This is a genomic window from Mycobacterium sp. Panama NTM2 (assembly GCF_054355555.1).
In genome coordinates, this window is the sequence record NZ_CM135953.1 from 5,507,936 (window position 1) to 5,529,317 (window position 21,382).

Consider the following 21,382-nt stretch of genomic DNA (forward strand, 5'->3'; position numbering starts at 1 on the left):
TGTACTGTGGTGTCCGGTCGGCTCCTGCCGGCCTTCTTCTCTGCCACCCACTCTGCTAGGACGTGACCTCCGTGCCCGACGATCGCGCCTCCCGCGCAGCGTGGCGTTCGGTGTGGAAGAGAACACTGCAGTCGACGACGTCGCTGCCCGGCTTCCGCCGCCTGCTGGAGTTGCGGGCGGTCAGTCAGTTCGGCGACGGGCTCTTCCAGGCCGGACTGGCCGGCGCGATCCTATTCAACCCGGAGCGCGCCGCCGACCCGTGGGCGATCGCGGCAGCGTTCGCCGTGCTGTTCCTGCCGTACTCGGTGCTCGGGCCGTTCGCGGGGGCGCTGCTGGACCGCTGGGACCGGCGGGTGGTGCTCATCGGCGCCAACACCGGCCGCCTCGTGCTGGCCGTCGTCGTCGGCACGTTGCTGGCGGCCGGCCTGGGTGATCTTCCGATCCTGTTGGGCGCGCTGGTGGTCAACGGGATGACCCGATTCGTCTCGTCAGGTCTGTCGGCGGCGCTGCCCCACGTGGTGCCGCGCGAGCAGGTCGTGGCGATGAACTCGATCGCGACGGCCACGGGAGCGGCGGCCGCGTTCTTCGGTGCGAACTTCATGCTGCTGCCACGCTGGTTGTTCGGCTCCAGCGACTCCGGCGCGTCGATGATCATCTTCTGCGTGGCGGTGCCGGTGGCCCTGGCGCTGTGGCTGTCGGTGCGCTTTCCGCCCCGGATGCTGGGCCCCGACGAGAGTGTCCGCGCCGTGCACGGCTCGGTCGCCTACGCCGTCGCAACCGGATGGCTGCACGGGGCGCGCACGGTGCTCGCGGTGCCGACGGTGGCGGCGACCCTGTCGGGGCTCTCGGCGCATCGGATGGCGTTCGGCCTCAACACGTTGCTGGTGCTGGTGACCGTGCGGCACACCGACGCGGCCGCGGTGGCAGGGCTGGGGACCGCGGTGCTGTTCGTGGCGGCGACCGGCATCGGGTCCTTTCTGGCGACGGCCCTGACGCCCGTTCTGGTGAAGCGCTGGGGCCGGTACGCGACCCCGATGGTGGCGCTGGCCTTCGCGGCCGCGGTCCAGTTGTGCGGGGCGACGTTGAAACTGCCGGTCATGATCGTGTGCGGCTTCCTGCTCGGCGGGGCCGGCCAGGTGGTGAAGCTGTGTGCCGACACCGCGATGCAGATCGACGTGGACGACGCGCTGCGCGGCCACGTCTTCACCGTGCAGGACGCGCTGTTCTGGATGGCGTTCATCCTCGCGATCGCCGCGGCCGCGTTCGTCATCCCGGCCGACGGGCACGCGCCCGGTATCGCGATCGCCGGCACCGCGCTGTACCTGGTTGGGCTGGCCGTCTACGCGACGGTGGCCCGGCGGCAACGCCCGGCGGGCTAGGGTGATGCATGGCCGGAGCCGCACCGATCGTCGCTGACCTGCGCGCCGAGAGCGACGAGCTGGATGCGCTGGTCGCCGACCTGCCGGCGCAGCGCTGGGCGACCGCCACCCCGGCGGCCGGGTGGACCATCGCCCATCAGATCGCGCACCTGCTGTGGACCGACCGGGTCGCGCTGATCGCCGTCACCGACGAGGCGACGTTCACCTCCGAGGTGGTGTCCGCCGCGGCGCAGAATCCGACCGGCTTCGTCGACGCCGCTGCCGAGGAGTTGGCGGCGACGGCGCCGGCCGACCTGCTCGCTGACTGGCGCAGCACCCGGGCCGCGCTGCACGACGCGCTGCTGACTGTCCCCGAGGGACGCAAGCTGCCGTGGTTCGGGCCGCCGATGAGTGCGGCGTCCATGGCCACCGCCCGGCTGATGGAGACCTGGGCGCACGGCCTCGACGTGGTCGACGCGTTGGGGACGAGCAGGCCGCCGACGGCCCGGCTGCGGTCGATCGCCCACATCGGGGTGCGCACGCGCGACTTCGCGTACGCCGTGCACGGCCTGACCCCGCCCGCCGACGTGTTCCACGTGAAACTGCGTGCCCCCGACGGCAGTGACTGGACCTGGGGTCCCGAGGATGCGGCCCAGCGGGTGGAGGGCTCGGCAGAGCACTTCTGCATGCTCGTGACGCAGCGCCGGCCGCGCGCCGCGCTCGACGTGGTGGCCGTCGGCCCGGACGCCGAGCAGTGGCTCACGATCGCGCAGGCGTTCGCCGGACCGCCCGGGCCGGGCCGCGGCTGATCAGAGCGGGGTGGCGCTGTCGGCCGCGCCGTCACCGTCGGCGTCGACGAGGCGCACGTCCCAGCGACCGTCACCGTCGGTATCGGCCCAGGCCGTCCCCGACCCGAACGCCCGGTCGGCGAGCCCGTCACCATCGGTGTCGACCAAGCGCTCGCCGGCCTGGCCGTCACCGTCCAGATCCACCGCGGCACCGCCGGCCGGGTGCTCCACGCCGTCGAGCCCGAGCCAACGCAACGCCGCGCCGCGATCCAGGTGCACCGCCCACGTACCCGTCCCGTCGTCGCCGACGTCGACGGCGCCCGCTCCCCCGAGCCCGAGGACGCCGCGCTCGGCGAGCCCGTCGGCATCCAGATCGGCCAGCGCATCGTCGACCAGACCGTCGTGATCCAGATCGAGCATCACCGCATCCAGCACGCCGTCACCGTCGACGTCAGTGCTCGGATCCGCGCTCCACATCGTGGCGCCGCCGTCGAGGTCGCCCAGGCAGTACTCCATGACTGTCAGACGCGCGACTGGCCCCGCTCGTTCCACCACCTGAGCAATTCCTCGACCGCCTCCTCGTGGCTCAGCGGGCCGCGGTCCAGACGCGCCTCTTTGAGGTGGTTCCACGCCTGCCCGACCTCGGGGCCGGGCGGGATGCCGAGGATCTGCATTATCTCGTTGCCGTCGATGTCCGGCCGGACCCGCGCCAGGTCCTCCTTGGCCGCCAGCTCGGCGATGCGGTGTTCGAGATCGTCGTAGTTGGCCTGCAGGCGCGCCGCGCGGCGCTTGTTGCGCGTCGTGCAGTCCGCTCGCACCAGCTTGTGCAGCCGGCTCAGCAGCGGACCGGCGTCGGTCACGTAGCGGCGCACCGCCGAATCGGTCCACCGGCCCTCCCCGTACCCGTGGAACCGCAGATGCAGGTACACCAGCTGCGACACGTCGTCGACCATTTGCTTGGAGTACTTCAGCGCGCGCATCCGCTTGCGGGTCATCTTCGCGCCGACCACCTCGTGGTGATGGAAGCTCACACCGCCATCGGGTTCGTGGCGCCGGGTCGCAGGCTTGCCGATGTCGTGCAGCAGCGCCGCCCAGCGCAGCACCAGATCCGGGCCGTCCGTCTCCAGGTCGATGGCCTGGCGCAGCACCGTGAGCGAATGCTGGTACACGTCCTTGTGCTGGTGGTGCTCGTCGATCGCCATCCGCATCGCGCCCACCTCGGGCAGCACGATCTCGCCCAGCCCGGTCTGCACCATCAGATCCACGCCCGCCACCGGATCGGCACCCAGCAGCATCTTGTCCAGCTCGGCCGCCACCCGCTCGACGCTGATCCGCGCGAGCTGCGGTGCCATCTCGGTCAGCGCGTGGCGCACCCGCGGGGCCACCGTGAATCCCAGCTGCGCGGTGAAGCGTGCGGCCCGCAGCATGCGCAGCGGATCGTCGGTGAAGCTCACCTCGGGCTCGGCCGGCGTGTCCAGCGTGCGGGCCTGCAGGGCGGCGAGCCCGCCGAGAGGATCGAGGAACTCCCCGAGGCCACCCGGCATGTCCGGATCCAGCCGCACCGCCATCGCGTTGACGGTGAAGTCGCGACGGATCAGGTCGTCGGCGAGGTCGTCGCCGAAGCGCACCTCGGGGTGACGGGTGACGTGGTCGTAGGAGTCGGCGCGGAACGTCGTGAGCTCCAGGCGGTCGCCGTTCTTGCCGGCGCCGACGGTGCCGAACGCGATCCCGGTGTCCCACAGCGCGTCCGCCCAGTCGGAGAGCAGGGCCTGCATCTGCTCCGGCCGGGCGTCGGTGGTGAAGTCGAGATCGGTGCCGAGCCGGCCCAGCAGTGCGTCGCGCACACTGCCGCCCACCAGATAGACGGAGTGGCCCGCATCGGTGAACAGCCGGCCGAGCGCCTGCAGCACGCTGTGGTGGCGCCCCAGGGACACCTGCGCGGCAGCCAGTAGTTCGGCGACATCTTGTCCGGGCGAGGGCTCAGGCACGTCCGATGAGCCTACTGGTCACAGGCATGTCACCGACCGGCGAGTGCGGCGTGGCCGGTAGTTCACGGCAGCTACTATCGCTTGGGTGTCGGACGGCGAGCAGCCAAAACCTCGACGTCGCCGCGGGCGGCGTCGCGGCCGACGCGCGGCAGGACCACCCGAGGCAGGCGCCCAGGAGGCGGCCGGCACCCGAGAGAAGAGCCCCACAAACGCCTCATCCGCGACTCCCAAACCGCAGCGCTCCGGTCCGCGCCGCCCCACCGAACGCCTGCGCACCGTGCACGAGACGTCGGCGGGTGGCCTGGTCATCGACGGACTCGACGGACCCAAGGACAGCCAGATGGCCGCGTTGATCGGCCGGATCGACCGCCGCGGGCGCATGCTGTGGTCCCTGCCCAAGGGCCACATCGAACGCGGCGAGACCGCCGAACAGACAGCGATCCGTGAGGTGGCCGAGGAGACCGGCATCCAGGGCAGCGTGCTGGCCGCCCTGGGCAGCATCGACTACTGGTTCGTCACCGAGGGCCGTCGCGTCCACAAGACCGTGCACCACTATCTGATGCGATTCGCCGGGGGCGAGCTGTCCGACGAGGACGTGGAGGTCACCGAAGTCGCCTGGGTGCCCCTGCGGGAACTGCCGAAACGACTCGCCTACGCCGACGAACGCCGCCTCGCCGAGGTCGCCGACGAGCTCATCGACAAGCTGCACAGCGACGGGCCCGCGGCGCTGCCGCCCTTGCCGCGCAGCACGCCGCGGCGCCGGGGACAGACGCACTCGCGCACCCGCAACCACCGGACTGATCCGACGGCGCAACCCCAGCCGGGCCGACGGGCGAACGGCTACGGTCAGGGTCCGTGATCGGCCTGCCCGCGCGCCTGCTCGCCGCGGTCGTCGCGCTGCTGGCTGCCGTCCTGCCGATCGTCGGCCCCGCCGTCGCGGACGCCCAGCCGGCCACGCAGTCGTCGCCCCTGCCGTTCCTCACCGTCCAGATCGACGGCATCACACCCGATGTCGTCACCACCACCAGCGACCCGATGGTCACGGTGACCGGCACCATCCGCAACGTCGGTGACCGCGCGGTCCGCGACGTGGTGGTGCGCCTCGAACGCGCCGGTCCGGTCGCCTCGTCGACGGCGCTGCGCACCGACCTCGCCGGCAATGTCGACCAGTTCCAGCCGGTCGCCGACTTCATCACGATCGCCCCGGAGATGGCCCGCGGACAGATCGTGCCCTTCCGGCTCGCCTATCCGCTGCGCTCGACCGACCGACCGTCCCTCGACGTGACCGAGCCGGGCATCTACCCGGTGATGGTGAACGTCAACGGCACCCCCGATTACGGCGCCCCGGCCCGTCTCGACGATTCCCGTTTCCTGCTGCCCGTGCTCGGCGTGCCGCCCGATGAGCAGACCGATGCGGCCACCGACACGGTGACCTCGGCGGTGCCGCCCGACACCACCCGCCCGGTCGGCATGACGGTGTTCTGGCCGCTCGCCGACCGGCCCCGGCTGGCGGCGGGCGCCCCCGGCGGAACCACTCCGGTACGGCTCATCGACGACGACCTCGCGGTGTCGCTGGCGCCCGGCGGCCGGCTGGACAGCCTGCTGGCGGCGGCCGATTTCGCGACCAGCCCACAGGTCGATCCCGGCGGCGAGATCACCGACGCGCTGTGTCTGGCCGTCGACCCCGACCTGCTGGTCACCGTCAACGCGATGACAGGCGGCTACGTCGTCAACGACGCCGCGGACGCGGGGCCGCGCACCACCCCGACGCATCCGGGCACCGGGCAGCAGGCCGCGATCGGGTGGCTCACCCGGCTCAAGGCGCTGGCAGCGCGGATATGCGTGACAGCCACCCCGTACGCGCAGGCCGATCTCGACGCGCTGCACCGGGTCGGTGACCCCACGCTGGCCGCCGCGGCGACGAACGGCGCGGCGGACGTCGTCGACCAGATCCTCGGCGTGACCTCCACCCGCGGCGCCACCGTCATCGGCGACGGTCCCCTCACCGCGGGGGCCGTCGACCTGTTGTCGGCGCAGGGCCCCACGGTGGCGCTGGCCGCCGCGAATCTGACCGGGCCCGACGAGGCCGACGGCGGGCAACCGCAGACCGCGGACACCGCTCCGGTGCGCTACACACCCAATGTCGTGAAAGCCCCCTTCGACCCCGCCGTCGGCGCGGCGCTGGCCAGTATGGGCACCACGGCGGAGACGCCGTCGTACCTGGCCCCGTCGCTGAGCGTGTCGGTGAAACAGGATTCGGCGATCGTGCGGCGCCAGGACGCCCTGGGTGCGTTGCTGTGGCGTGGCTTGGATCCCGACAGCGAACCCCGGGGTCAGCTGGTCATGCCGCCGCTGATGTGGAACGCCACCGCCGACGACGCGCAGGCGGTCCTGACCACCGTCGCCACCACCATCCGCTCGGGGCTCGCGGTGCCGCGACCGCTGCGGGCGGTGCTGGACGAGGCCGCCGCCGTGCACGGCAGCGCCGCAGCCCCGCCGGACGGCATCGGCAATCCGCGGGGACGGTTCGACGACGCCGTGGTGTCCGGGATCGCGGCGACCACCGACCGACTTCGTGGCCTGACGAACGCGCTGAGCACCGACGAACGCACCGGGCTGACCGGGGCGCAGTACACGGCTCCGCTGCGCGAGGACATGCTGCGCGCGCTGAGCCAGTCGGTGCCGCCGGACGCCCGCAACGGGCTCGCCCAACAGCGGCTGACCACCGTCGGTTCGACGGTGGAAGATCTGTTCCGGGCGGTGACGATCGTCAATCCCGGGGGGTCCTACACGCTGGCCACCGAGCGCAGCCCGCTGCCGCTCGCCCTGCGCAACGATCTGCCCGTGCCGATCCGGGTGCGGCTGCAGATCGACGCCCCGCCCGGGATGTCGGTGACCGACCCCGGCGAGATCGTGCTGCCGCCCGGCTTCCTACCGCTCAAGGTGCCGATCGAGGTGCACTTCACGCAGCGGGTGGCGGTCGACGTGGCGCTGCGGACCGTCGACGGTCTGTCGCTCGGCGAACCCGTGCGGCTGTCCGTGCACTCCAACGCCTACGGCAAGGTGCTGTTCTTCATCACGCTGACCGGCGGCGCGGTGCTGGTCCTGCTCGTCGGGCGTCGGCTGTGGCACCGGTTCCGCGGCCAGCCGGACCCCGCCGACCTGGACCGTCCCGATCCGATCGAGGTCGCGCTGGCGTACTCCGATGACGACACGAGGCGGCGGTGAGTACGGCACAACCGCGGCGGGCCCCGGCCCGCGCCGAGCTGTCCGACGCGGCGGTGGTGTCGCGCTCGTGGGGAATGGCGTTTGCCACGCTGGTCAGCCGGCTGACCGGCTTCGCCCGGATCGTGCTGCTCGCCGCGATCCTTGGCGCAGCGCTGTCGAGCGCGTTCACCGTCGCCAACCAACTACCCAACATGATCGCCGCGCTGGTGCTGGAGGCGACGTTCACCGCGATCTTCGTGCCGGTACTCGCCCGCGCCGAACGCGACGATCCCGACGGCGGGTCCGCGTTCATCCGCAGGCTACTGACGTTGGCCACCACGCTGCTGCTCGTCGTCACGATCATCTCGACGGCCGCCGCGCCGCTGCTGGTCGACCTCATGCTGGGTTCGGAACCGCTGGTGGACCGTCCGCTGACCACCGCGTTCGCCTATCTGCTCCTGCCGCAGATCATCTTCTACGGGCTCTCGTCGGTCTTCATGGCAATCCTGAACACCCGCAACATCTTCGGGCCGCCGGCATGGGCGCCGGTGGTCAACAACGTCGTGGCGATCCTCACCCTCGGCTTGTATCTGCTCGTGCCGGGCGAACTGTCGCTGAACCCGGTCACGATGGGCGACGCCAAACTCCTGGTCCTCGGCATCGGCACCACGCTCGGCGTCGTCGCGCAGGCCGCGGTGCTGTTCGTCGCGATCCGCCGGGAACGGGTCAGCCTGCGCCCACTGTGGGGCATCGACGACCGTCTGAAGAAGTTCGGGATGATGGCGCTGGCGATGGTGCTCTACGTGCTCATCAGCCAGGTCGGGTTCATCGTGGGCAACCAGGTCGCCAGCGGTGCGGCGGCGTCGGGCCCGGCCATCTACAACTACACCTGGCTGATCCTGCAGTTGCCGTTCGGGATCGTCGGGGTGACGGTGCTGACGGTTGTCATGCCGCGGCTGTCGCGGAACGCGGCGGCCGGTGACGCGCCCGCCGTGCTCGCGGACCTGTCGTTGGCGACTCGGCTGACGATGGTGACGCTGATCCCGATCGTCGCGTTGATGACGGTCGGCGGTCCGGCGATCGGCAGTGCGCTGTTCTCCTACGGCAACTTCGGCGCCGTCGACGCGGGGTACCTCGGCATGGCGATCACGCTGTCGGCGTTCACGCTGATCCCCTACGCGCTGGTGCTTCTGCAGTTGCGGGTGTTCTACGCCCGCGAGGAGCCGTGGACGCCCATCGTGCTGATCGTGGTGATCACGGCCGTCAAGGTCGCGGGATCGCTGGCCGCGCCGCATCTGACCGCCGACCGGGAGCTGGTCGCCGGCTATCTCGGTCTGGCCAACGGGTTGGGCTTCCTGGCCGGCGCCACGGTCGGTTACCTGTTGCTGCGTGGCCGGCTCGATCCTCCCGGCGGGCGGCTGTTCTCCCCCGGCGTCGTCCGCACCGTGCTGGTGACGATCACCGCGGCGTTGACGGCGGGGCTGACGGCCCATGTGTTGGACCGGCTGGGTGGGCTCGGTTCCCTCACCGACCACTTCGGCGCGGCCGGATCGCTGCTGCGCTTGGCCGTCCTCGGCCTGGTCATGGGGCCGATCATCGTCGGTGTATTGCTCGGCGCCAAGGTGCCCGAGGCGGTTGCGGGGGTCGCCGCGGTCCGCTCGCGCCTGGGTCGTCGGCGCGCCCGGCCCGGCGCCTCCGTCCCGGCCCGTCCGAGCGGCGGCCTCACGTACCCTGATCTCACCTCGACGCGACGGACGCGTCAGTTTCCCGGATCGACGCACCGGGGACACGGGGGCATGGTTGGCGAACGCAGGATCGGGAAAGGAGCTGCCGTGAGTGACACCCCCGCCGGTGGTTCTCGGATCCCGCCGGAGACCGCGCGCGCCGACCGTCCGTCCGCTGACGACTTCCAACCGGACGTCCCCGAGGTTGCCGACGAGCCGGCTCCCGTCGAGCCGGCGTCGGCCGAGCCCGAGCGGCCGACCGAGGCGATACCCGCGGCCGGCCCGCCGCGGCCCCGCGCCGACTACAGCAACGACCCCACGCGCGAATCGTTGGCCTTCGATCCGCCCCGCGAGCCACCGCTCGAGGCCGCCAACGCCGGCGAAGACCTTCATCTGATCCCGGGGGCTGCCGTCGGCAAGGGCCGCTACCGCCTCTTGGTGTTCCATGGCGGCCCGCCCACGCTGCAGTTCTGGCAGGCGCTCGACACCGCGTTGGACCGCCAGGTCGCGCTGACGTTCGTCGACCCCGACCGCACCCTGCCCGCGGGCGAGGTCGAGGCGATCCTGGACCGCACCCAGCGACTCGGCCGCCTCGACATGCCGGGGGTGGCACGCGTGCTGGACGTGCTGAACACCGGTTCCGGTGGGCTCGTCGTGTCCGAGTGGATCCGCGGCGGCTCGCTCGCCGAGGTCGCCGACACCTCTCCCTCTCCGATCGGGGGCGCGCGGGCGATCCAGTCACTGGCCGCGGCCGCGGAAGCCGCCCACCGCAGCGGCGTCGCGCTGGCCATCGACCATCCGTCGCGTATCCGGGTCAGCATCGAAGGCGACGTGGCCCTGGCCTTCCCGGCGACGCTGCCGTCGGCGACTCCGGACGACGACATCCGCGGCATCGGCGCGGCACTGTACGCACTGCTGGTCAACCGGTGGCCGTTGCCCGAGAGTGGCGAGCCGAGCGGGCTGGCCGCGGCCGACCTCGATGCGGCGGGCCAACCGGTCGAACCGCGCGCCGTCGACCGTGACATCCCGTTCCAGATCTCGGCCGCCGCCGCCCGGGCTGCACAGGAGAACGGCGGTATCCGCAGCGCGTCGACCATGCTCAATCTGCTGCAGCAGGCGACGGCCATCGCCGATCGCACCGATCATCTCGCGCCTGTCGACGAGCCTGCGCTCGAGACTCCGGCCGGTCCCGACGGGCCGGTCGATCCCGACGACGCGGCTCGGCGGCGCAAGCGCCTGATCATCGGCGCCAGTGTGGCTGCGGCAGCGGTGGTGCTCGTGGTGATCCTGCTGGCGACCGTGCTGAGCCGGATCTTCGGAGACGTCGGCAACGGCCTCAGCGGTGACGAGCTCGGTCTCAACGCCCCGACCTCCTCGGAGCCGAGCATCAGCGCCCCGGATGCCGGGGCAGTCGTGAAACCCGTTCGCGCGACTGTCTTCTCGCCCGAAGGTGAGGCCGATGCACCGGATCTCGCCGGATTGGCGATCGACGGCGACCCGTCCACTGTGTGGCCCACCGACACCTACAGCGACGCGACACCCTTCCCCGGATTCAAGAACGGTGTGGGCCTGATGCTCCAGCTGCCGCAACCGACCAGGCTCGGTTCTGTGGGCATCTCCGTGAACAGCACCGGCACCGCGGTGCAGATCCGGTCGGCCACGTCGGCGTCCCCGTCCTCACTGGACGACACGACCGCGCTCACCCAGCCGACGACGCTCAAGCCCGGCGCCAACACCATCCCGGTCGAGGACGCCGCACCGACCTCTTACGTCCTGGTGTGGATCTCCACACTCGGACAGGTCAACGGCGAGAGCCGCAGCGACGTCTCGGAGATCACGCTCAAAGCCGCGGGCTGAGCGAAAACTGGTGCGTCGAACCCCTGCTGGAGCCGCCTAGGGTTCGGCTGTGGGGTTTTTCGGGGCGCAGGGCGACGGCGGGATCCGGCCGCGCACCGACGCCGAGCTGCTCGCCGCGCACGTCGCCGGGGACCGCTACGCCTTCGAGGAATTGTTCTACCGCCACCACCGTCAGCTCTACCGGCTCGCGACGCTGACCACCGCGAATCCCGACGACGCCGCCGACGCGCTACAGGACGCCCTGCTGGCCGCGCACCGCACCGCCGCAGCTTTCCGGCACGACTCGGCCGTCAGTAGCTGGCTGCATCGCATCGTCGTCAATGCATGCCTGGACCGGTTGCGCCGCAACAAGTTCCGCGATCACGCCATGCTCGACGACCAGCTGAGCTGCGGGACCGACCCGACCCGCCACGTCGACACCACGATCGTGATCGAACGGGCGCTGCTGAATCTGCCGGTCGAGCAGCGCGCCGCCGTCGTCGCGGTCGACATGCAGGGGTTCTCCGTTGCCGAGACCGCGCAGATGCTCGGTGTCCCGCAAGGGACCGTCAAGAGCCGGTGCGCGCGGGCCCGCCTCAAGCTCGCGACATCTCTGGCCGTGTTCACGACAGAACACAGCGAGTGAGCTCCGTCGGATAGCCTCAGACGGTCAGCGGACAACGCAACCAGCGGGGGTGGAGATGGGCAGTGAGCTCGAACCCGTCACACCGGAACTGCTGGCCGACCTCCAAGCCGGACTCCTCGACGACGACACCGCCGCTGCCGTGCGCCGGCGAGTGCGTGCCGACCCCGAGGCCGCCCACGCGCTGGCCGCCCTCGACACCGTCCGCAGGGAACTGGGTCGACTCGGCGCCGAGCTCAAGAGCGACAGCGCCTCAGCGCCCGAGGTGCCCGCCGAAGTCACCGCCCGTATCGGCGCCGCCCTGCGGGCCGCCGAACCACCCTCGAAACACCGCTGACCCGCCCGGGCGGCCATCGGGAACAGCCCGGCCTACCCTGGTGTTCAAGGATTGCAGGCAGAAAGGCACTCATGACCTCCTCGTCCACCGTCCATGACCTGATCATCGTCGGTTCCGGTCCGGCCGGATACACCGCGGCCGTCTACAGCGCGCGGGCCCAGCTCAAACCCCTCGTCTTCGAAGGCAGCCAGTTCGGCGGCGCTCTGATGACCACGACCGAGGTGGAGAACTACCCCGGCTTCAAGGACGGCATCACCGGTCCCGAACTGATGGATCAGATGCGTGAGCAGGCGCTGCGCTTCGGCGCGGACCTGCGCATGGAGGACGTCGACGCGGTCGACCTCACCGGACCGGTGAAGACCGTCACCGTCGGCGACGAAACCCATCAGGCGCGCGCCGTCATCCTCGCGATGGGCGCCGCGGCCCGCCACCTCGGGGTCCCCGGTGAGGACGCGCTGCTCGGCATGGGCGTCAGCACGTGCGCCACCTGTGACGGCTTCTTCTTCCGCGATCAGGACATCGCCGTGGTCGGCGGTGGCGATTCGGCGATGGAGGAAGCCACGTTCCTGACCCGCTTCGCGCGCAGCGTCACGCTGATCCATCGGCGCGACGAGTTCCGTGCCTCGAAGATCATGCTCGAGCGCGCGGAGCAGAACGAGAAGATCACCATCTTGACCAACACCGCCGTGGAAGCCATCGAAGGCGATCCGAAGGTGACCGGCATCAAGCTGCGCAACACCATCACCGGTCAGCAGTCCGCGCTGGCCGTCACCGGCGTGTTCGTCGCGATCGGGCATGATCCGCGATCGGAGTTGGTCCGCGGGCAGGTCGATCTCGACGACGAGGGTTACGTCCAGGTCGTCGGCCGTACCACCTACACCTCTGTCGACGGCGTCTTCGCCGCGGGCGATCTGGTCGATCACACCTATCGGCAGGCCATCACCGCCGCCGGAAGTGGTTGTGCCGCAGCGATCGACGCGGAACGCTGGCTGGCCGATCACGCCGAGCCGGGCGAACGAACCTCCACCACCACCGACGACAGCGATCTGATTGGAGCACAGCAATGAGCGAGTCCACCTCGGCGACCGTGGCTGTCACCGACGATTCCTTCTCCCAGGACGTGCTGTCCAGCGGCACCCCGGTGCTGGTCGATTTCTGGGCGACGTGGTGCGGCCCGTGCAAGATGGTCGCCCCCGTGCTGGAAGAGATCGCGTCCGAGAAGGCCGGGTCGCTCACGGTGGCCAAGCTCGACGTCGACGAGAACCCGGCGACGGCTCGGGACTTCTCTGTCGTGTCGATCCCCACCATGATCCTGTTCAAGGACGGCGAGCCCGTGAAGCGGATCGTGGGGGCGAAAGGCAAGGCTGCGCTGCTGCGCGAGCTCGCTGACGTGCTGTAGCGGACCTCGTTTCACCCCTGGACACTTCCCTGGGGTTTTCCGGAATCCTCTCCCCTTCTGAGAGAATGCTGCCTATGTCGAGTCTGCGTCGCGGTGACCGTTCTGCAGCGGTCACCGAGATCCGGACCGCGCTGGCCGCCCTGGGGATGCTGAACGATCCCGACGACGACCTGGTCACGGGGCGCAGGGTTGCCGTCGACGTGTTCGACGGCGAGCTCGATCACGCGGTCCGCGCCTTCCAGCAGTACCGTGGTCTCCTCGTCGACGGCATCGTCGGCGAGGCGACCTACCGGGCCATCAAAGAGGCGTCCTACCGCCTGGGCGCGCGGACACTGAATCACCAGTTCGGCGCCCCGATGTACGGCGACGACGTCGCCACCTTGCAGGCGCGCCTGCAGGATCTCGGCTTCTACACGGGTTTGGTCGACGGGCACTTCGGGTTGCAGACTCACAACGCCCTGATGTCGTACCAGCGTGAGTTCGGACTCTTCCCCGACGGCATCTGCGGTCCGGAGACGTTGCGTTCGCTGTACAACCTCGGTTCCCGCGTGACCGGCGGCTCGCCGCACGCGATCCGCGAAGAGGAGCTGGTGCGCAGCTCCGGACCCTGGCTGTCCGGCAAGAGGATCATCATCGATCCGGGCCGCGGCGGAGGTGACCACGGGCTGATCACGAATGGCCCGTCGGGGCCCATCAGTGAAGCAGACATCCTGTGGGACTTGGCAAGTCGGCTCGAGGGCCGGATGACGGCCATCGGCATGGAGACGTTCCTGTCTCGTTCGGCCGCCGCCTCCCCCACCGACGCCGAGCGTGCCGCCACCGCCAATTCCGTGGGTGCCGATCTGATGATCAGCCTGCGGTGTGAGAGTCAGGCAAGCCCCGCGGCCAACGGTGTCGCCTCGTTCCACTTCGGCAACTCGCACGGCTCGGTCTCCACCATCGGACGCAATCTGGCCGACTTCATCCAGCGGGAAGTCGTGGCGCGCACCGGTTTACAGGATTGCCGCGTGCACGGCCGCACATGGGATCTGCTGCGCCTGACCCGCATGCCCTCCGTGCAGGTGGACGTCGGCTACATCAGCAATCCCGGGGATCGGGCCACGCTGGTGTCGCCGAGCGCACGTGACTCCCTCGCCGAGGGCATCCTCGCAGCCGTGAAACGGCTCTACCTCTTGGGTAAGAACGACCGTCCCACAGGCACTTTCACGTTCGCCGAGTTGTTGGCCCACGAGATGGCCGTCGAGCAGGCCCGCCGCAGCTAGCAGCCCGCTGCCGCGCCGGCGCCGACCGGCTGCTGCAACTGTGCGCTCTCGAGCAGACGTTCGAGGGCGGCCTCCACACCGGCCTTCCACCCGAGACCCTGCTCGAGCTCCAACCGCAGGCGCGGGAAGTACGTGTGGTGTGACACCACCACGAACCCCGCATCGAGAAGAAGGTCGCTCGGCATCACGCAGGTGCCCATCGCGCAGTCACCGAGTGTTTCGAGCACGGGCGCCACATCCGCGGGCACCTCATCGAGGTCGCTCAGCTCGTCGGCCGCGGCCGAGCGACCGAACGCCTCCAACGCGCGGACGCCCCGTCGCACGAGATCACCGACCACCCCGGCGATCAGGGCCCGGGACAGATCGTCCTGACCGAGGCTCGCGTCGACGCCCAGTGACGTCAGCAGCACCGCGTCGGCGCTCACAGGTCCGGTCGGGAAGCGCCCCGCGCGGGGCACGCTGCGTGGCGGCGCGTAGAACGCATAACCCAGGCACGGTTGATCGCCCGTCTCGTCTTCCGGCAGCGGCTCCCTGCTCTCGACCGCCAGCTGCCCGCAGGAGCCCCACTCCAGCATCACCATCGACAACCAGGCTTCCTTCTCGAACTCGGGGTCCGAGAGCTGTTGGTCGCTTCCGACGATCAGTGGATCGACTTCCCAGTACACGCAGCGACGCGCATGCTTCGGCAGCTGCTCGAATGCTTCGAGCCGCAGAGGCGTGATTCGTGCGGTCACTACGCTCCCCGGGATCTTCGCCGCGAAGGGGTGCGCGGCTGCCCCTCAAGAATAGAAGGCGTGACCGTGACCGGCTCGTCTCTGTGCGGTCGTACCGCCACACATCGCCTCGCAGCCGAAACCCGCTGGCGCCGAGCGCCTTTGCGCGACGTTCTGGATTCGGGCGCGGACGGCCCCGCCGCAGTGTCACTGTGACGTAACGACCGCGTGTGGTTGGTCACCGCACCGACGAGTTCATGAGGTCCACAATCCGCTGCAGATCGTCCACCGAGCCGAATTCGACGACGATCTTGCCTTTTCGCTTACCCAGGCTCACGGTCACACGGGTGTCGAACGCCGACGAGAGCTGTTCGGCCACGTCCTGCAGGCCGGGCATCTGGATCGGCTTGCGACGGGGCGCGGGCGGGGCCCCTGCGCCTTCTCGATTCGCAAGAGTCACTGCCTCTTCGGTCGCTCGTACGGACAGGCCCTCGGCAACGATGCGCGCGGCAAGCTCCTCTTGCATGTCCGGCCCACCCTCGAGGGCCAGGAGCGCCCGGGCGTGGCCGGCCGAGAGCACCCCCGCCGCCACCCGACGCTGCACCGCTATCGGCAGGCGAAGCAGCCGGATCATGTTGGTGATCACCGGGCGAGATCGTCCGATCCGAGCGGCGAGCTCGTCGTGGGTGACGGCGAACTCGTCGAGCAGCTGCTGGTACGCGGCCGCCTCTTCCAGAGGATTGAGCTGCACCCGATGGATGTTCTCCAGCAGTGCGTCCCGCAGCATGCTGTCATCGGCGGTCTCCCGGACGATCGCCGGGATGGTGGCGACGCCGGCCTTCTGCGCCGCTCGCCACCGGCGCTCCCCCATCACCAGCTGGTAGCGGGGCGCGGCTTCGCCGGATTCGGGCACGGCACGCACGACGATCGGCTGCATCAATCCGAACTCGCGGATCGAGTGGACCAGCTCGCTCAGTGCTTCCTCGTCGAACACCTGTCGCGGCTGGCGCGGGTTCGGTTCGATCTGCGACGGGGCGATCTCGCGGTACACCGCGCCGACGTCACCTGCCGGCGGCGCCACCTCGGGCGGGCCACCGAACACGGCGTCGGCGGCAGCCGCGCCCATCCGCGGTCCGGTGGTAGCCGGCTCGTCACCTTCCGCCGGGCCGGTCGGAATCAGCGATGCCAGCCCGCGACCGAGCCCACTGCGCTTACGTGCCGGGTTGTTCATCCATGTCCTTCGTTCGTCGCACCGCTACCGAGGCCGGGAGTCGTCACTGTTGTGCCGCAGGGGCACCGCGCTGCGCGAGCTCGCGGCTCGCGTCGAGGTAGCTCATCGCGCCCCGCGAACCCGGGTCGTAGTCGATGATCGTCATCCCGTAACCCGGGGCTTCGGAAACCTTCACACTGCGTGGGATCACCGTGCGCAAGACCTTGTCGCCGAAGTGGGCTCTGACGTCCACGGCGACCTGGTCGGCCAGCTTCGTCCGACCGTCGTACATCGTCAGCACGACGGTGGTCACGTCGAGCTCGGGATTGAGATGCGACTTGACCATCTCGATGTTGCGGAGCAGCTGGCCGACCCCTTCCAGTGCGTAGTACTCGCACTGAATCGGGATCAGCACCTCGGGCGCCGCGACGAGCGCGTTGATGGTCAGCAGGCCCAGCGACGGCGGGCAGTCGATGAAGACGTAGTCGAAATCGTGGTGCTTCAACTCGGCGAGCGCGGTGCGGAGCCGACCCTCGCGAGCCACCATGCTGACCAATTCGATCTCGGCGCCCGCCAGATCGATGGTCGCCGGCACACAGAACAACAGCTCGTTGTGAGGGCTCCGCTGCAACGCGGTTTCCACCGAGATGTCACCGATGAGCACCTCGTACGAGGAGGGTGTTCCGGGGCGGTGCTCGATGCCGAGCGCGGTGCTCGCATTGCCCTGCGGATCGAGGTCGATGACGAGAGTGCGCGCTCCCTGCAGGGCGAGTGCCGCCGCGATGTTCACCGCGGTCGTGGTTTTCCCGACACCGCCCTTTTGGTTCGCGACGGTGAAGATGCGCTGGCGGGCCGGCTTGGGCAACAAGCCCTCTGCTGCAGCGTGCATCAGTCGAACCGCGCGTTCCGCCTCCGCTCCGATCGGGGTGTCGACGTCGTGCGTTCCCCACGTTTCACGTGAAACATCGGGGGTGGGCTCTTCGGCCGTAGACGTCACCGTTGCTTCCTTCCCGCCGGAGTCCGACGACGTCGCTCCTCTTTCAGAAACCCTACGACCACCGTCGCCGGAGTGTCCACGACGTGAGCGCCACACGTTTTCACCTCGATCTGGGTCAGCCCAAGCGCAGCCAGAGATTCACGGTGCTCTTGTATCTCGTCCGCGGCCCGCTCACCCTTCATGGCCAGCATGCGCCCACCTGACCTCAACAGCGGCACACTCCACTTCGCCAGCTTGTCCAGTGAAGCGACCGCACGTGATACCACCGCGTCCTGCTCCCCCACGAGCTCGCGCACCGATCGATCCTCCGCCCTACCCCGCACCACCACAGCATGGAGGCCCAACTCTGCGATCACTTCTCGCAGGAACTCACTGCGGCGCAGCAGCGGTTCGATGAGCGTCACTGATACATCCGGGCGAGCCAGGGCCAACGGTATCCCGGGCAGCCCTGCCCCGCTGCCGATGTCGGCCACTGCCTCACCTGAGTCGATCAGCTCTGCGATGGCCGCGCTGTTGAGGACGTGACGCTCCCAGAGCCGCTCCACCTCGCGAGGCCCCAGAAGCCCGCGTTCCACGCCGGCACCCGCCAAGATCTCGGCGTAGCGGACAGCGGCGTCAGCGGCGTCGCCGAAGATTGCCCCGACCGCCGCCGGTGGTGCTGGCAGCTCCGCGTGTTTCACGTGAAACATCCTCCGCCTTGTCCCGACACTGGCACCATCACCGAACTACATGGATGTAACTCTCGGGCGTCAGTCGACGAGAATGACCACGCGGCGCGAGGGCTCCACGCCCTCGCTCTCGCTGTGCACACCGTCGATCTCCGCCACGGCATCGTGCACGATCTTGCGCTCGAACGGCGTCATCGGCGAGAGTTCCTCGCGCTCACCGGTCTCGAGGACGCGGTGCGCCACCTTGCTGCCCAGCGCGGCCAACTCGTCCCGGCGGCGCTTACGCCACTGCGCGATGTCCAGCATGAGACGGCTCCGCTCGCCGGTCTTCTGATGAACCGCCAGCCGCGTCAATTCCTGAAGCGCATCCAGGACTTCACCTTTGCGGCCGACCAGCTTCGTCAGGTCTCCCCCGCCGTCGATGCTGACCACCGCGCGGTCGCCCTCGACGTCGAGATCGATGTCCCCGTCGAAGTCCAACAGGTCCAAAAGCTCTTCGAGATAGTCCCCGGCGATCTCGCCCTCGGCGACGAGTCGCTCCTCTAGATCGGGCGTGCCGGCACCACCCTCACGCGCGGTGTCCGTGGCGGCCACATCCGAGCCCGCCTCGGCGAGCTCTTCGGGGGTGGTCGTGTCTGAATTCGTCATGAATATCCCTCTTCCTCCTTCGCGGTCACCCGCGCGTCAACGTTTCCGCTTCTTGGGACGCGCGCCCGGTTTCGGGGTACGGCTGACCGCCCCGTTCCTCGTCGCGGCATCGCCGTTGGTCGTGCTGGCCGTGGAGTCGGACGATTTCTCCTCGGCAATGCTCGATTCGGTGATCTCCGCACCGTCGGTCATCGCGGCGTCCGCAGGAGATGCCTCGACGCGCCCGGCCTTCTTACGGCTCGGCTTCGCGCCCGGCGCCGGCGCATTGGCCGCGCGGCGCTCGATCGCCTCCTGCTTCTTGGCTTCCTCTTCCTTCTCGATCTTGCCGAACACGTAGTGCTGCTGACCGAAGGTCCAGATGTTGTTGGAGAACCAGTACAGGATGATCGCCAGCGGAAGGAACGGACCACCGACGACCACACCGAGCGGGAAGACGTAGAGCGCCAACTTGTTCATCATCGCGGTCTGCGGGTTGGCGGCGGCTTCCGGACTCTGCCGAGCCACCGACGCACGGCTGTTGAAGTAGGTGGCGACACCGGCGGCGATCATGATCGGAACGCCGACGGCGATCACGGCCGGACGATGGAACTCGGTGAACGCCTCGAGGCCGTGCTTCTGGATCATCGTCGCGCCCAGAGGTGCACCGAACAGGTTGGCGTCCAGGAAGTGTCCGACGTCGGTGGCGCTGAAGAAGTAGTTCCCGAGGCTCTTGTTCTCCTCGACCGACAGCCCGAGTCGGCCGATGCCGGTCTGCGTGCGGTTGAAGGACATCAGCACGTGATAGAGACCCAGGAACACCGGGATCTGCGCCAGCATCGGCAGACACCCGAGGATGGGGTTGAACCCGTGCTCCTTCTGCAGCTTCTGCATCTCCAACGCCATGCGCTGGCGGTCCTTGCCGTACTTCTTCTGCAGGGCCTTGATCTGTGGCTGAAGCTCCTGCATCTGGCGCGTGGTGCGGATCTGCCGAACGAACGGCTTGTAGAGGATCGCGCGCAGCGTGAAGACCAGGAACATCACCGACAGGGCCCACGCGAAGAAGTTCGACGGACCCAGCACGAACGCGAACGCCTTGTACCAGACCCACATGATCGCCGACACCGGGTAATAGATGATGTCGAGGCTGAAGAAGTTAAACACGCGGCAGACTCTTCCCTTGCTGATCCGGTTGCGCTTCTCGGTCTATGGACTCCGTGACCAGGCCGCCGACCCTCTCGGCCGTGGCGTCACTGTGACGGTCACCTTCGGGGTGCTCACGGTCAGGACAGCGATCCGGTATCGGATCCCACCCTCCGTTATGCCATGGTCCACATTTGAACAGACGCACCAGCGCCAGCCAGCTCCCCCGCACCAGACCGAACTCCGTGAGCGCGTCGACGGCGTACTGACTGCACGTGGGAGTGAAGCGACAGGTCGGGAGCCGCAACGGCGACACCGTGGTGCGATAGAGCTGGATCATCCAGACCAGGGCGCGAACGGCGCGGGAGCTCATGACGATGCCTCCGACCGACTCCTGATGCGCCGCAACGCGGTCCGCAGTTGCTGCTCCAGTCGGGGTGATCGAGCGTCGCGGCTACCCGGGAGCGCACGGATGACCACCCGATCGACGGCCTCCAGCTCGGGCAGGACCGTGCGGGCGACATGACGAAGACGCCGAGACACCTGGTGGCGCGCAACGGCATTGCCCACCGCTTTGGAGACGACCAGACCGATCCGTGGTCCGGCATCCTCACTCTGATCAGAACGCAGGCAATAGACGACGAGATCGGGCTGTGCCGCCCGCGTCCCTCGACTGACTGTGGTGCCGAACTCGGTCGACCGGGTCATCCGGTTCTGTGCCGGAAGCACCGCGTCAGACCCGGGGTCGCGTCACGCAGTCAGTGAACGACGGCCTTTGCGGCGCCGACCGGACACGATGGCGCGCCCCGCGCGGGTACGCATCCGCAGCCGGAACCCGTGCACGCGTGCGCGGCGCCGGTTGTTGGGCTGGAAGGTCCGCTTGCCCTTGGCCACGGCAGTCACTCCTTGTTGGTCTGGCCCCCACGCGAACCCCGTGTCTGACGGGCATCGCGCTGTCGGCCGTTGGTAAGCTCGGCGTCTTGCTTAGCCGGCGCGGTCCCCGGAATGAACCGGATCGCAGCCGTATCGCCACGTGCGGGCGACTGTTCGAGGGTACTGACGAGATTTCACCGGGTCAAACCTGCTCGCAGACCCCCGGGCCGGCCTCCGCGCACAGCCCAGCCGCACGTCAGCAGCATCACATTCACCTCAACAGTCACGCGGGTCTGGAACGATTGAGCCAGACGGACTTACGCTTCCGCGCAATGTTGCAGAACTGTTGGCACTCGGAGAGAAAACTGTTAGCTTCTGGCAAGGCCGATTCCACGCCGGAACGGCGCAAGACAACGAAGCGAGGATCATCCAGTCGGTCGCGAGCCCACCACGTGAATCCACGTAGTGACGAGCTCCGACCACTGGCAGCCTCGGTGGTAGACAGCGGACAACGACGGACTCCTGCATTTCCACAGCCTGTGGATAACTTTGTGGACAGTTCGTCTTTGTTGTGTGGCCGTCCTCGCGTCGGCCGGTAGGGGGTGGGTGTTC

Annotated in this window: 20 protein-coding genes and 1 pseudogene; 10 read left to right on the forward strand and 11 right to left on the reverse strand. The window is 69.2% G+C overall.

Going from position 1 to position 21,382, the window contains the following annotated elements; translation table 11 throughout:
• Nucleotides 1–71: 71 nt before the first annotated feature.
• Nucleotides 72–1,379 carry an MFS transporter gene (locus tag ACXYX3_RS26455; RefSeq protein ID WP_458612241.1) on the forward strand — a complete coding sequence of 436 codons (1,308 nt, stop codon included), beginning with the start codon at nucleotides 72–74 and terminating at the stop codon, nucleotides 1,377–1,379.
• Nucleotides 1,380–1,387: 8 nt separating this feature from the next.
• Nucleotides 1,388–2,167 carry a TIGR03084 family metal-binding protein gene (locus ACXYX3_RS26460; RefSeq protein WP_458609643.1) on the forward strand — a complete coding sequence of 260 codons (780 nt, stop codon included), beginning with the start codon at nucleotides 1,388–1,390 and terminating at the stop codon, nucleotides 2,165–2,167.
• Here the strand turns inward: ACXYX3_RS26460 and ACXYX3_RS26465 are convergent, their stop codons facing one another.
• Together ACXYX3_RS26465 and ACXYX3_RS26470 are read right to left on the reverse strand one after the other, a co-directional pair.
• On the reverse strand, nucleotides 2,168–2,662 hold the full coding sequence (locus tag ACXYX3_RS26465; protein ID WP_458609644.1) for a pullulanase: 495 nt from the start codon (nucleotides 2,660–2,662) through the stop codon (nucleotides 2,168–2,170).
• A 5-nt stretch (nucleotides 2,663–2,667) separates the two neighbouring features.
• Complete coding sequence (locus tag ACXYX3_RS26470; protein ID WP_458609645.1) at nucleotides 2,668–4,134, reverse strand: CCA tRNA nucleotidyltransferase; 1,467 nt, start codon at nucleotides 4,132–4,134, stop codon at nucleotides 2,668–2,670.
• An 85-nt stretch (nucleotides 4,135–4,219) separates the two neighbouring features.
• On the opposite strand from ACXYX3_RS26470, the gene ACXYX3_RS26475 reads away from it, so the two are divergent.
• From ACXYX3_RS26475 to ACXYX3_RS26510, 8 genes and pseudogenes are all read left to right on the forward strand, one after another.
• A complete protein-coding gene (locus ACXYX3_RS26475) occupies nucleotides 4,220–4,993 on the forward strand; it encodes an NUDIX hydrolase (RefSeq protein ID WP_241204370.1) in 774 nt (257 codons plus the stop codon).
• Complete coding sequence (locus ACXYX3_RS26480) at nucleotides 4,990–7,362, forward strand: hypothetical protein (protein WP_458609646.1); 2,373 nt, start codon at nucleotides 4,990–4,992, stop codon at nucleotides 7,360–7,362. The genes ACXYX3_RS26475 and ACXYX3_RS26480 overlap by 4 nt, the downstream gene beginning before the upstream one ends.
• Before the next feature lie 74 nt (nucleotides 7,363–7,436).
• Entirely contained in the window at nucleotides 7,437–10,922 is a 3,486-nt protein-coding gene (murJ, locus tag ACXYX3_RS26485) for a murein biosynthesis integral membrane protein MurJ (protein WP_458612242.1), read from the forward strand.
• 49 nt (nucleotides 10,923–10,971) lie between these two features.
• Nucleotides 10,972–11,547 (forward strand): RNA polymerase sigma factor SigM, encoded by a 576-nt coding sequence (gene sigM, locus ACXYX3_RS26490; protein ID WP_241204369.1) that lies wholly within the window; start codon nucleotides 10,972–10,974, stop codon nucleotides 11,545–11,547.
• A gap of 55 nt (nucleotides 11,548–11,602) precedes the next feature.
• Nucleotides 11,603–11,863 (forward strand): annotated as a pseudogene (locus tag ACXYX3_RS26495) (hypothetical protein); the annotation flags it as partial.
• 89 nt (nucleotides 11,864–11,952) lie between these two features.
• Nucleotides 11,953–12,948 (forward strand): thioredoxin-disulfide reductase, encoded by a 996-nt coding sequence (gene trxB, locus ACXYX3_RS26500; RefSeq protein WP_458609647.1) that lies wholly within the window; start codon nucleotides 11,953–11,955, stop codon nucleotides 12,946–12,948.
• Nucleotides 12,945–13,280 (forward strand): thioredoxin, encoded by a 336-nt coding sequence (gene trxA / locus ACXYX3_RS26505; RefSeq protein ID WP_221352799.1) that lies wholly within the window; start codon nucleotides 12,945–12,947, stop codon nucleotides 13,278–13,280. The genes trxB and trxA overlap by 4 nt, the downstream gene beginning before the upstream one ends.
• A 74-nt stretch (nucleotides 13,281–13,354) precedes the next feature.
• Complete coding sequence (locus tag ACXYX3_RS26510; RefSeq protein WP_458609648.1) at nucleotides 13,355–14,542, forward strand: N-acetylmuramoyl-L-alanine amidase; 1,188 nt, start codon at nucleotides 13,355–13,357, stop codon at nucleotides 14,540–14,542.
• Here the strand turns inward: ACXYX3_RS26510 and ACXYX3_RS26515 are convergent.
• The 9 genes from ACXYX3_RS26515 to rpmH form a co-directional block, all read right to left on the reverse strand.
• Nucleotides 14,539–15,276, reverse strand: a complete 738-nt coding sequence (locus tag ACXYX3_RS26515; protein WP_458609649.1) for an acetyltransferase — start codon at nucleotides 15,274–15,276, stop codon at nucleotides 14,539–14,541. The genes ACXYX3_RS26510 and ACXYX3_RS26515 overlap by 4 nt on opposite strands.
• A gap of 217 nt (nucleotides 15,277–15,493) precedes the next feature.
• Complete coding sequence (locus tag ACXYX3_RS26520; RefSeq protein WP_241204365.1) at nucleotides 15,494–16,486, reverse strand: ParB/RepB/Spo0J family partition protein; 993 nt, start codon at nucleotides 16,484–16,486, stop codon at nucleotides 15,494–15,496.
• A 43-nt stretch (nucleotides 16,487–16,529) separates the two neighbouring features.
• Nucleotides 16,530–17,462, reverse strand: a complete 933-nt coding sequence (locus tag ACXYX3_RS26525) for a ParA family protein (protein ID WP_458609650.1) — start codon at nucleotides 17,460–17,462, stop codon at nucleotides 16,530–16,532.
• Nucleotides 17,459–18,142, reverse strand: coding sequence for a 16S rRNA (guanine(527)-N(7))-methyltransferase RsmG (gene rsmG / locus ACXYX3_RS26530; RefSeq protein ID WP_458609651.1), 684 nt, complete (start codon nucleotides 18,140–18,142; stop codon nucleotides 17,459–17,461). The genes ACXYX3_RS26525 and rsmG overlap by 4 nt, the downstream gene beginning before the upstream one ends.
• 69 nt (nucleotides 18,143–18,211) lie before the next feature.
• Entirely contained in the window at nucleotides 18,212–18,778 is a 567-nt protein-coding gene (locus tag ACXYX3_RS26535; RefSeq protein WP_458609652.1) for a Jag family protein, read from the reverse strand.
• A 36-nt stretch (nucleotides 18,779–18,814) separates the two neighbouring features.
• Nucleotides 18,815–19,867, reverse strand: coding sequence for a membrane protein insertase YidC (yidC, locus tag ACXYX3_RS26540; RefSeq protein ID WP_458612243.1), 1,053 nt, complete (start codon nucleotides 19,865–19,867; stop codon nucleotides 18,815–18,817).
• Nucleotides 19,868–19,910: 43 nt separating this feature from the next.
• Nucleotides 19,911–20,270: a membrane protein insertion efficiency factor YidD gene (gene yidD / locus ACXYX3_RS26545; RefSeq protein WP_458609653.1), complete on the reverse strand. Its 360-nt coding sequence runs from the start codon at nucleotides 20,268–20,270 to the stop codon at nucleotides 19,911–19,913.
• Complete coding sequence (gene rnpA / locus ACXYX3_RS26550; protein ID WP_458609654.1) at nucleotides 20,267–20,626, reverse strand: ribonuclease P protein component; 360 nt, start codon at nucleotides 20,624–20,626, stop codon at nucleotides 20,267–20,269. The genes yidD and rnpA overlap by 4 nt, the downstream gene beginning before the upstream one ends.
• 21 nt (nucleotides 20,627–20,647) lie before the next feature.
• On the reverse strand, nucleotides 20,648–20,791 hold the full coding sequence (rpmH, locus tag ACXYX3_RS26555; protein ID WP_019735309.1) for a 50S ribosomal protein L34: 144 nt from the start codon (nucleotides 20,789–20,791) through the stop codon (nucleotides 20,648–20,650).
• Between the last annotated feature and the right edge of the window lie 591 nt (nucleotides 20,792–21,382).

What these genes read in the sequence shown, in the direction of transcription:
- ACXYX3_RS26460 (WP_458609643.1), top strand. Translation starts at nt 1,388, where the DNA reads ATGGCCGGAGCCGCACCGATCGTCGCTGACCTGCGCGCCGAGAGCGAC.
- ACXYX3_RS26465 (WP_458609644.1), bottom strand. Translation starts at nt 2,662, where the DNA reads ATGGAGTACTGCCTGGGCGACCTCGACGGCGGCGCCACGATGTGGAGC.
- murJ (WP_458612242.1), top strand. Translation starts at nt 7,437, where the DNA reads ATGGCGTTTGCCACGCTGGTCAGCCGGCTGACCGGCTTCGCCCGGATC.
- trxB (WP_458609647.1), top strand. Translation starts at nt 11,953, where the DNA reads ATGACCTCCTCGTCCACCGTCCATGACCTGATCATCGTCGGTTCCGGT.
- trxA (WP_221352799.1), top strand. Translation starts at nt 12,945, where the DNA reads ATGAGCGAGTCCACCTCGGCGACCGTGGCTGTCACCGACGATTCCTTC.
- ACXYX3_RS26510 (WP_458609648.1), top strand. Translation starts at nt 13,355, where the DNA reads ATGTCGAGTCTGCGTCGCGGTGACCGTTCTGCAGCGGTCACCGAGATC.
- ACXYX3_RS26520 (WP_241204365.1), bottom strand. Translation starts at nt 16,486, where the DNA reads ATGAACAACCCGGCACGTAAGCGCAGTGGGCTCGGTCGCGGGCTGGCA.
- ACXYX3_RS26535 (WP_458609652.1), bottom strand. Translation starts at nt 18,778, where the DNA reads ATGACGAATTCAGACACGACCACCCCCGAAGAGCTCGCCGAGGCGGGC.
- yidC (WP_458612243.1), bottom strand. Translation starts at nt 19,867, where the DNA reads ATGTGGGTCTGGTACAAGGCGTTCGCGTTCGTGCTGGGTCCGTCGAAC.
- yidD (WP_458609653.1), bottom strand. Translation starts at nt 20,270, where the DNA reads ATGAGCTCCCGCGCCGTTCGCGCCCTGGTCTGGATGATCCAGCTCTAT.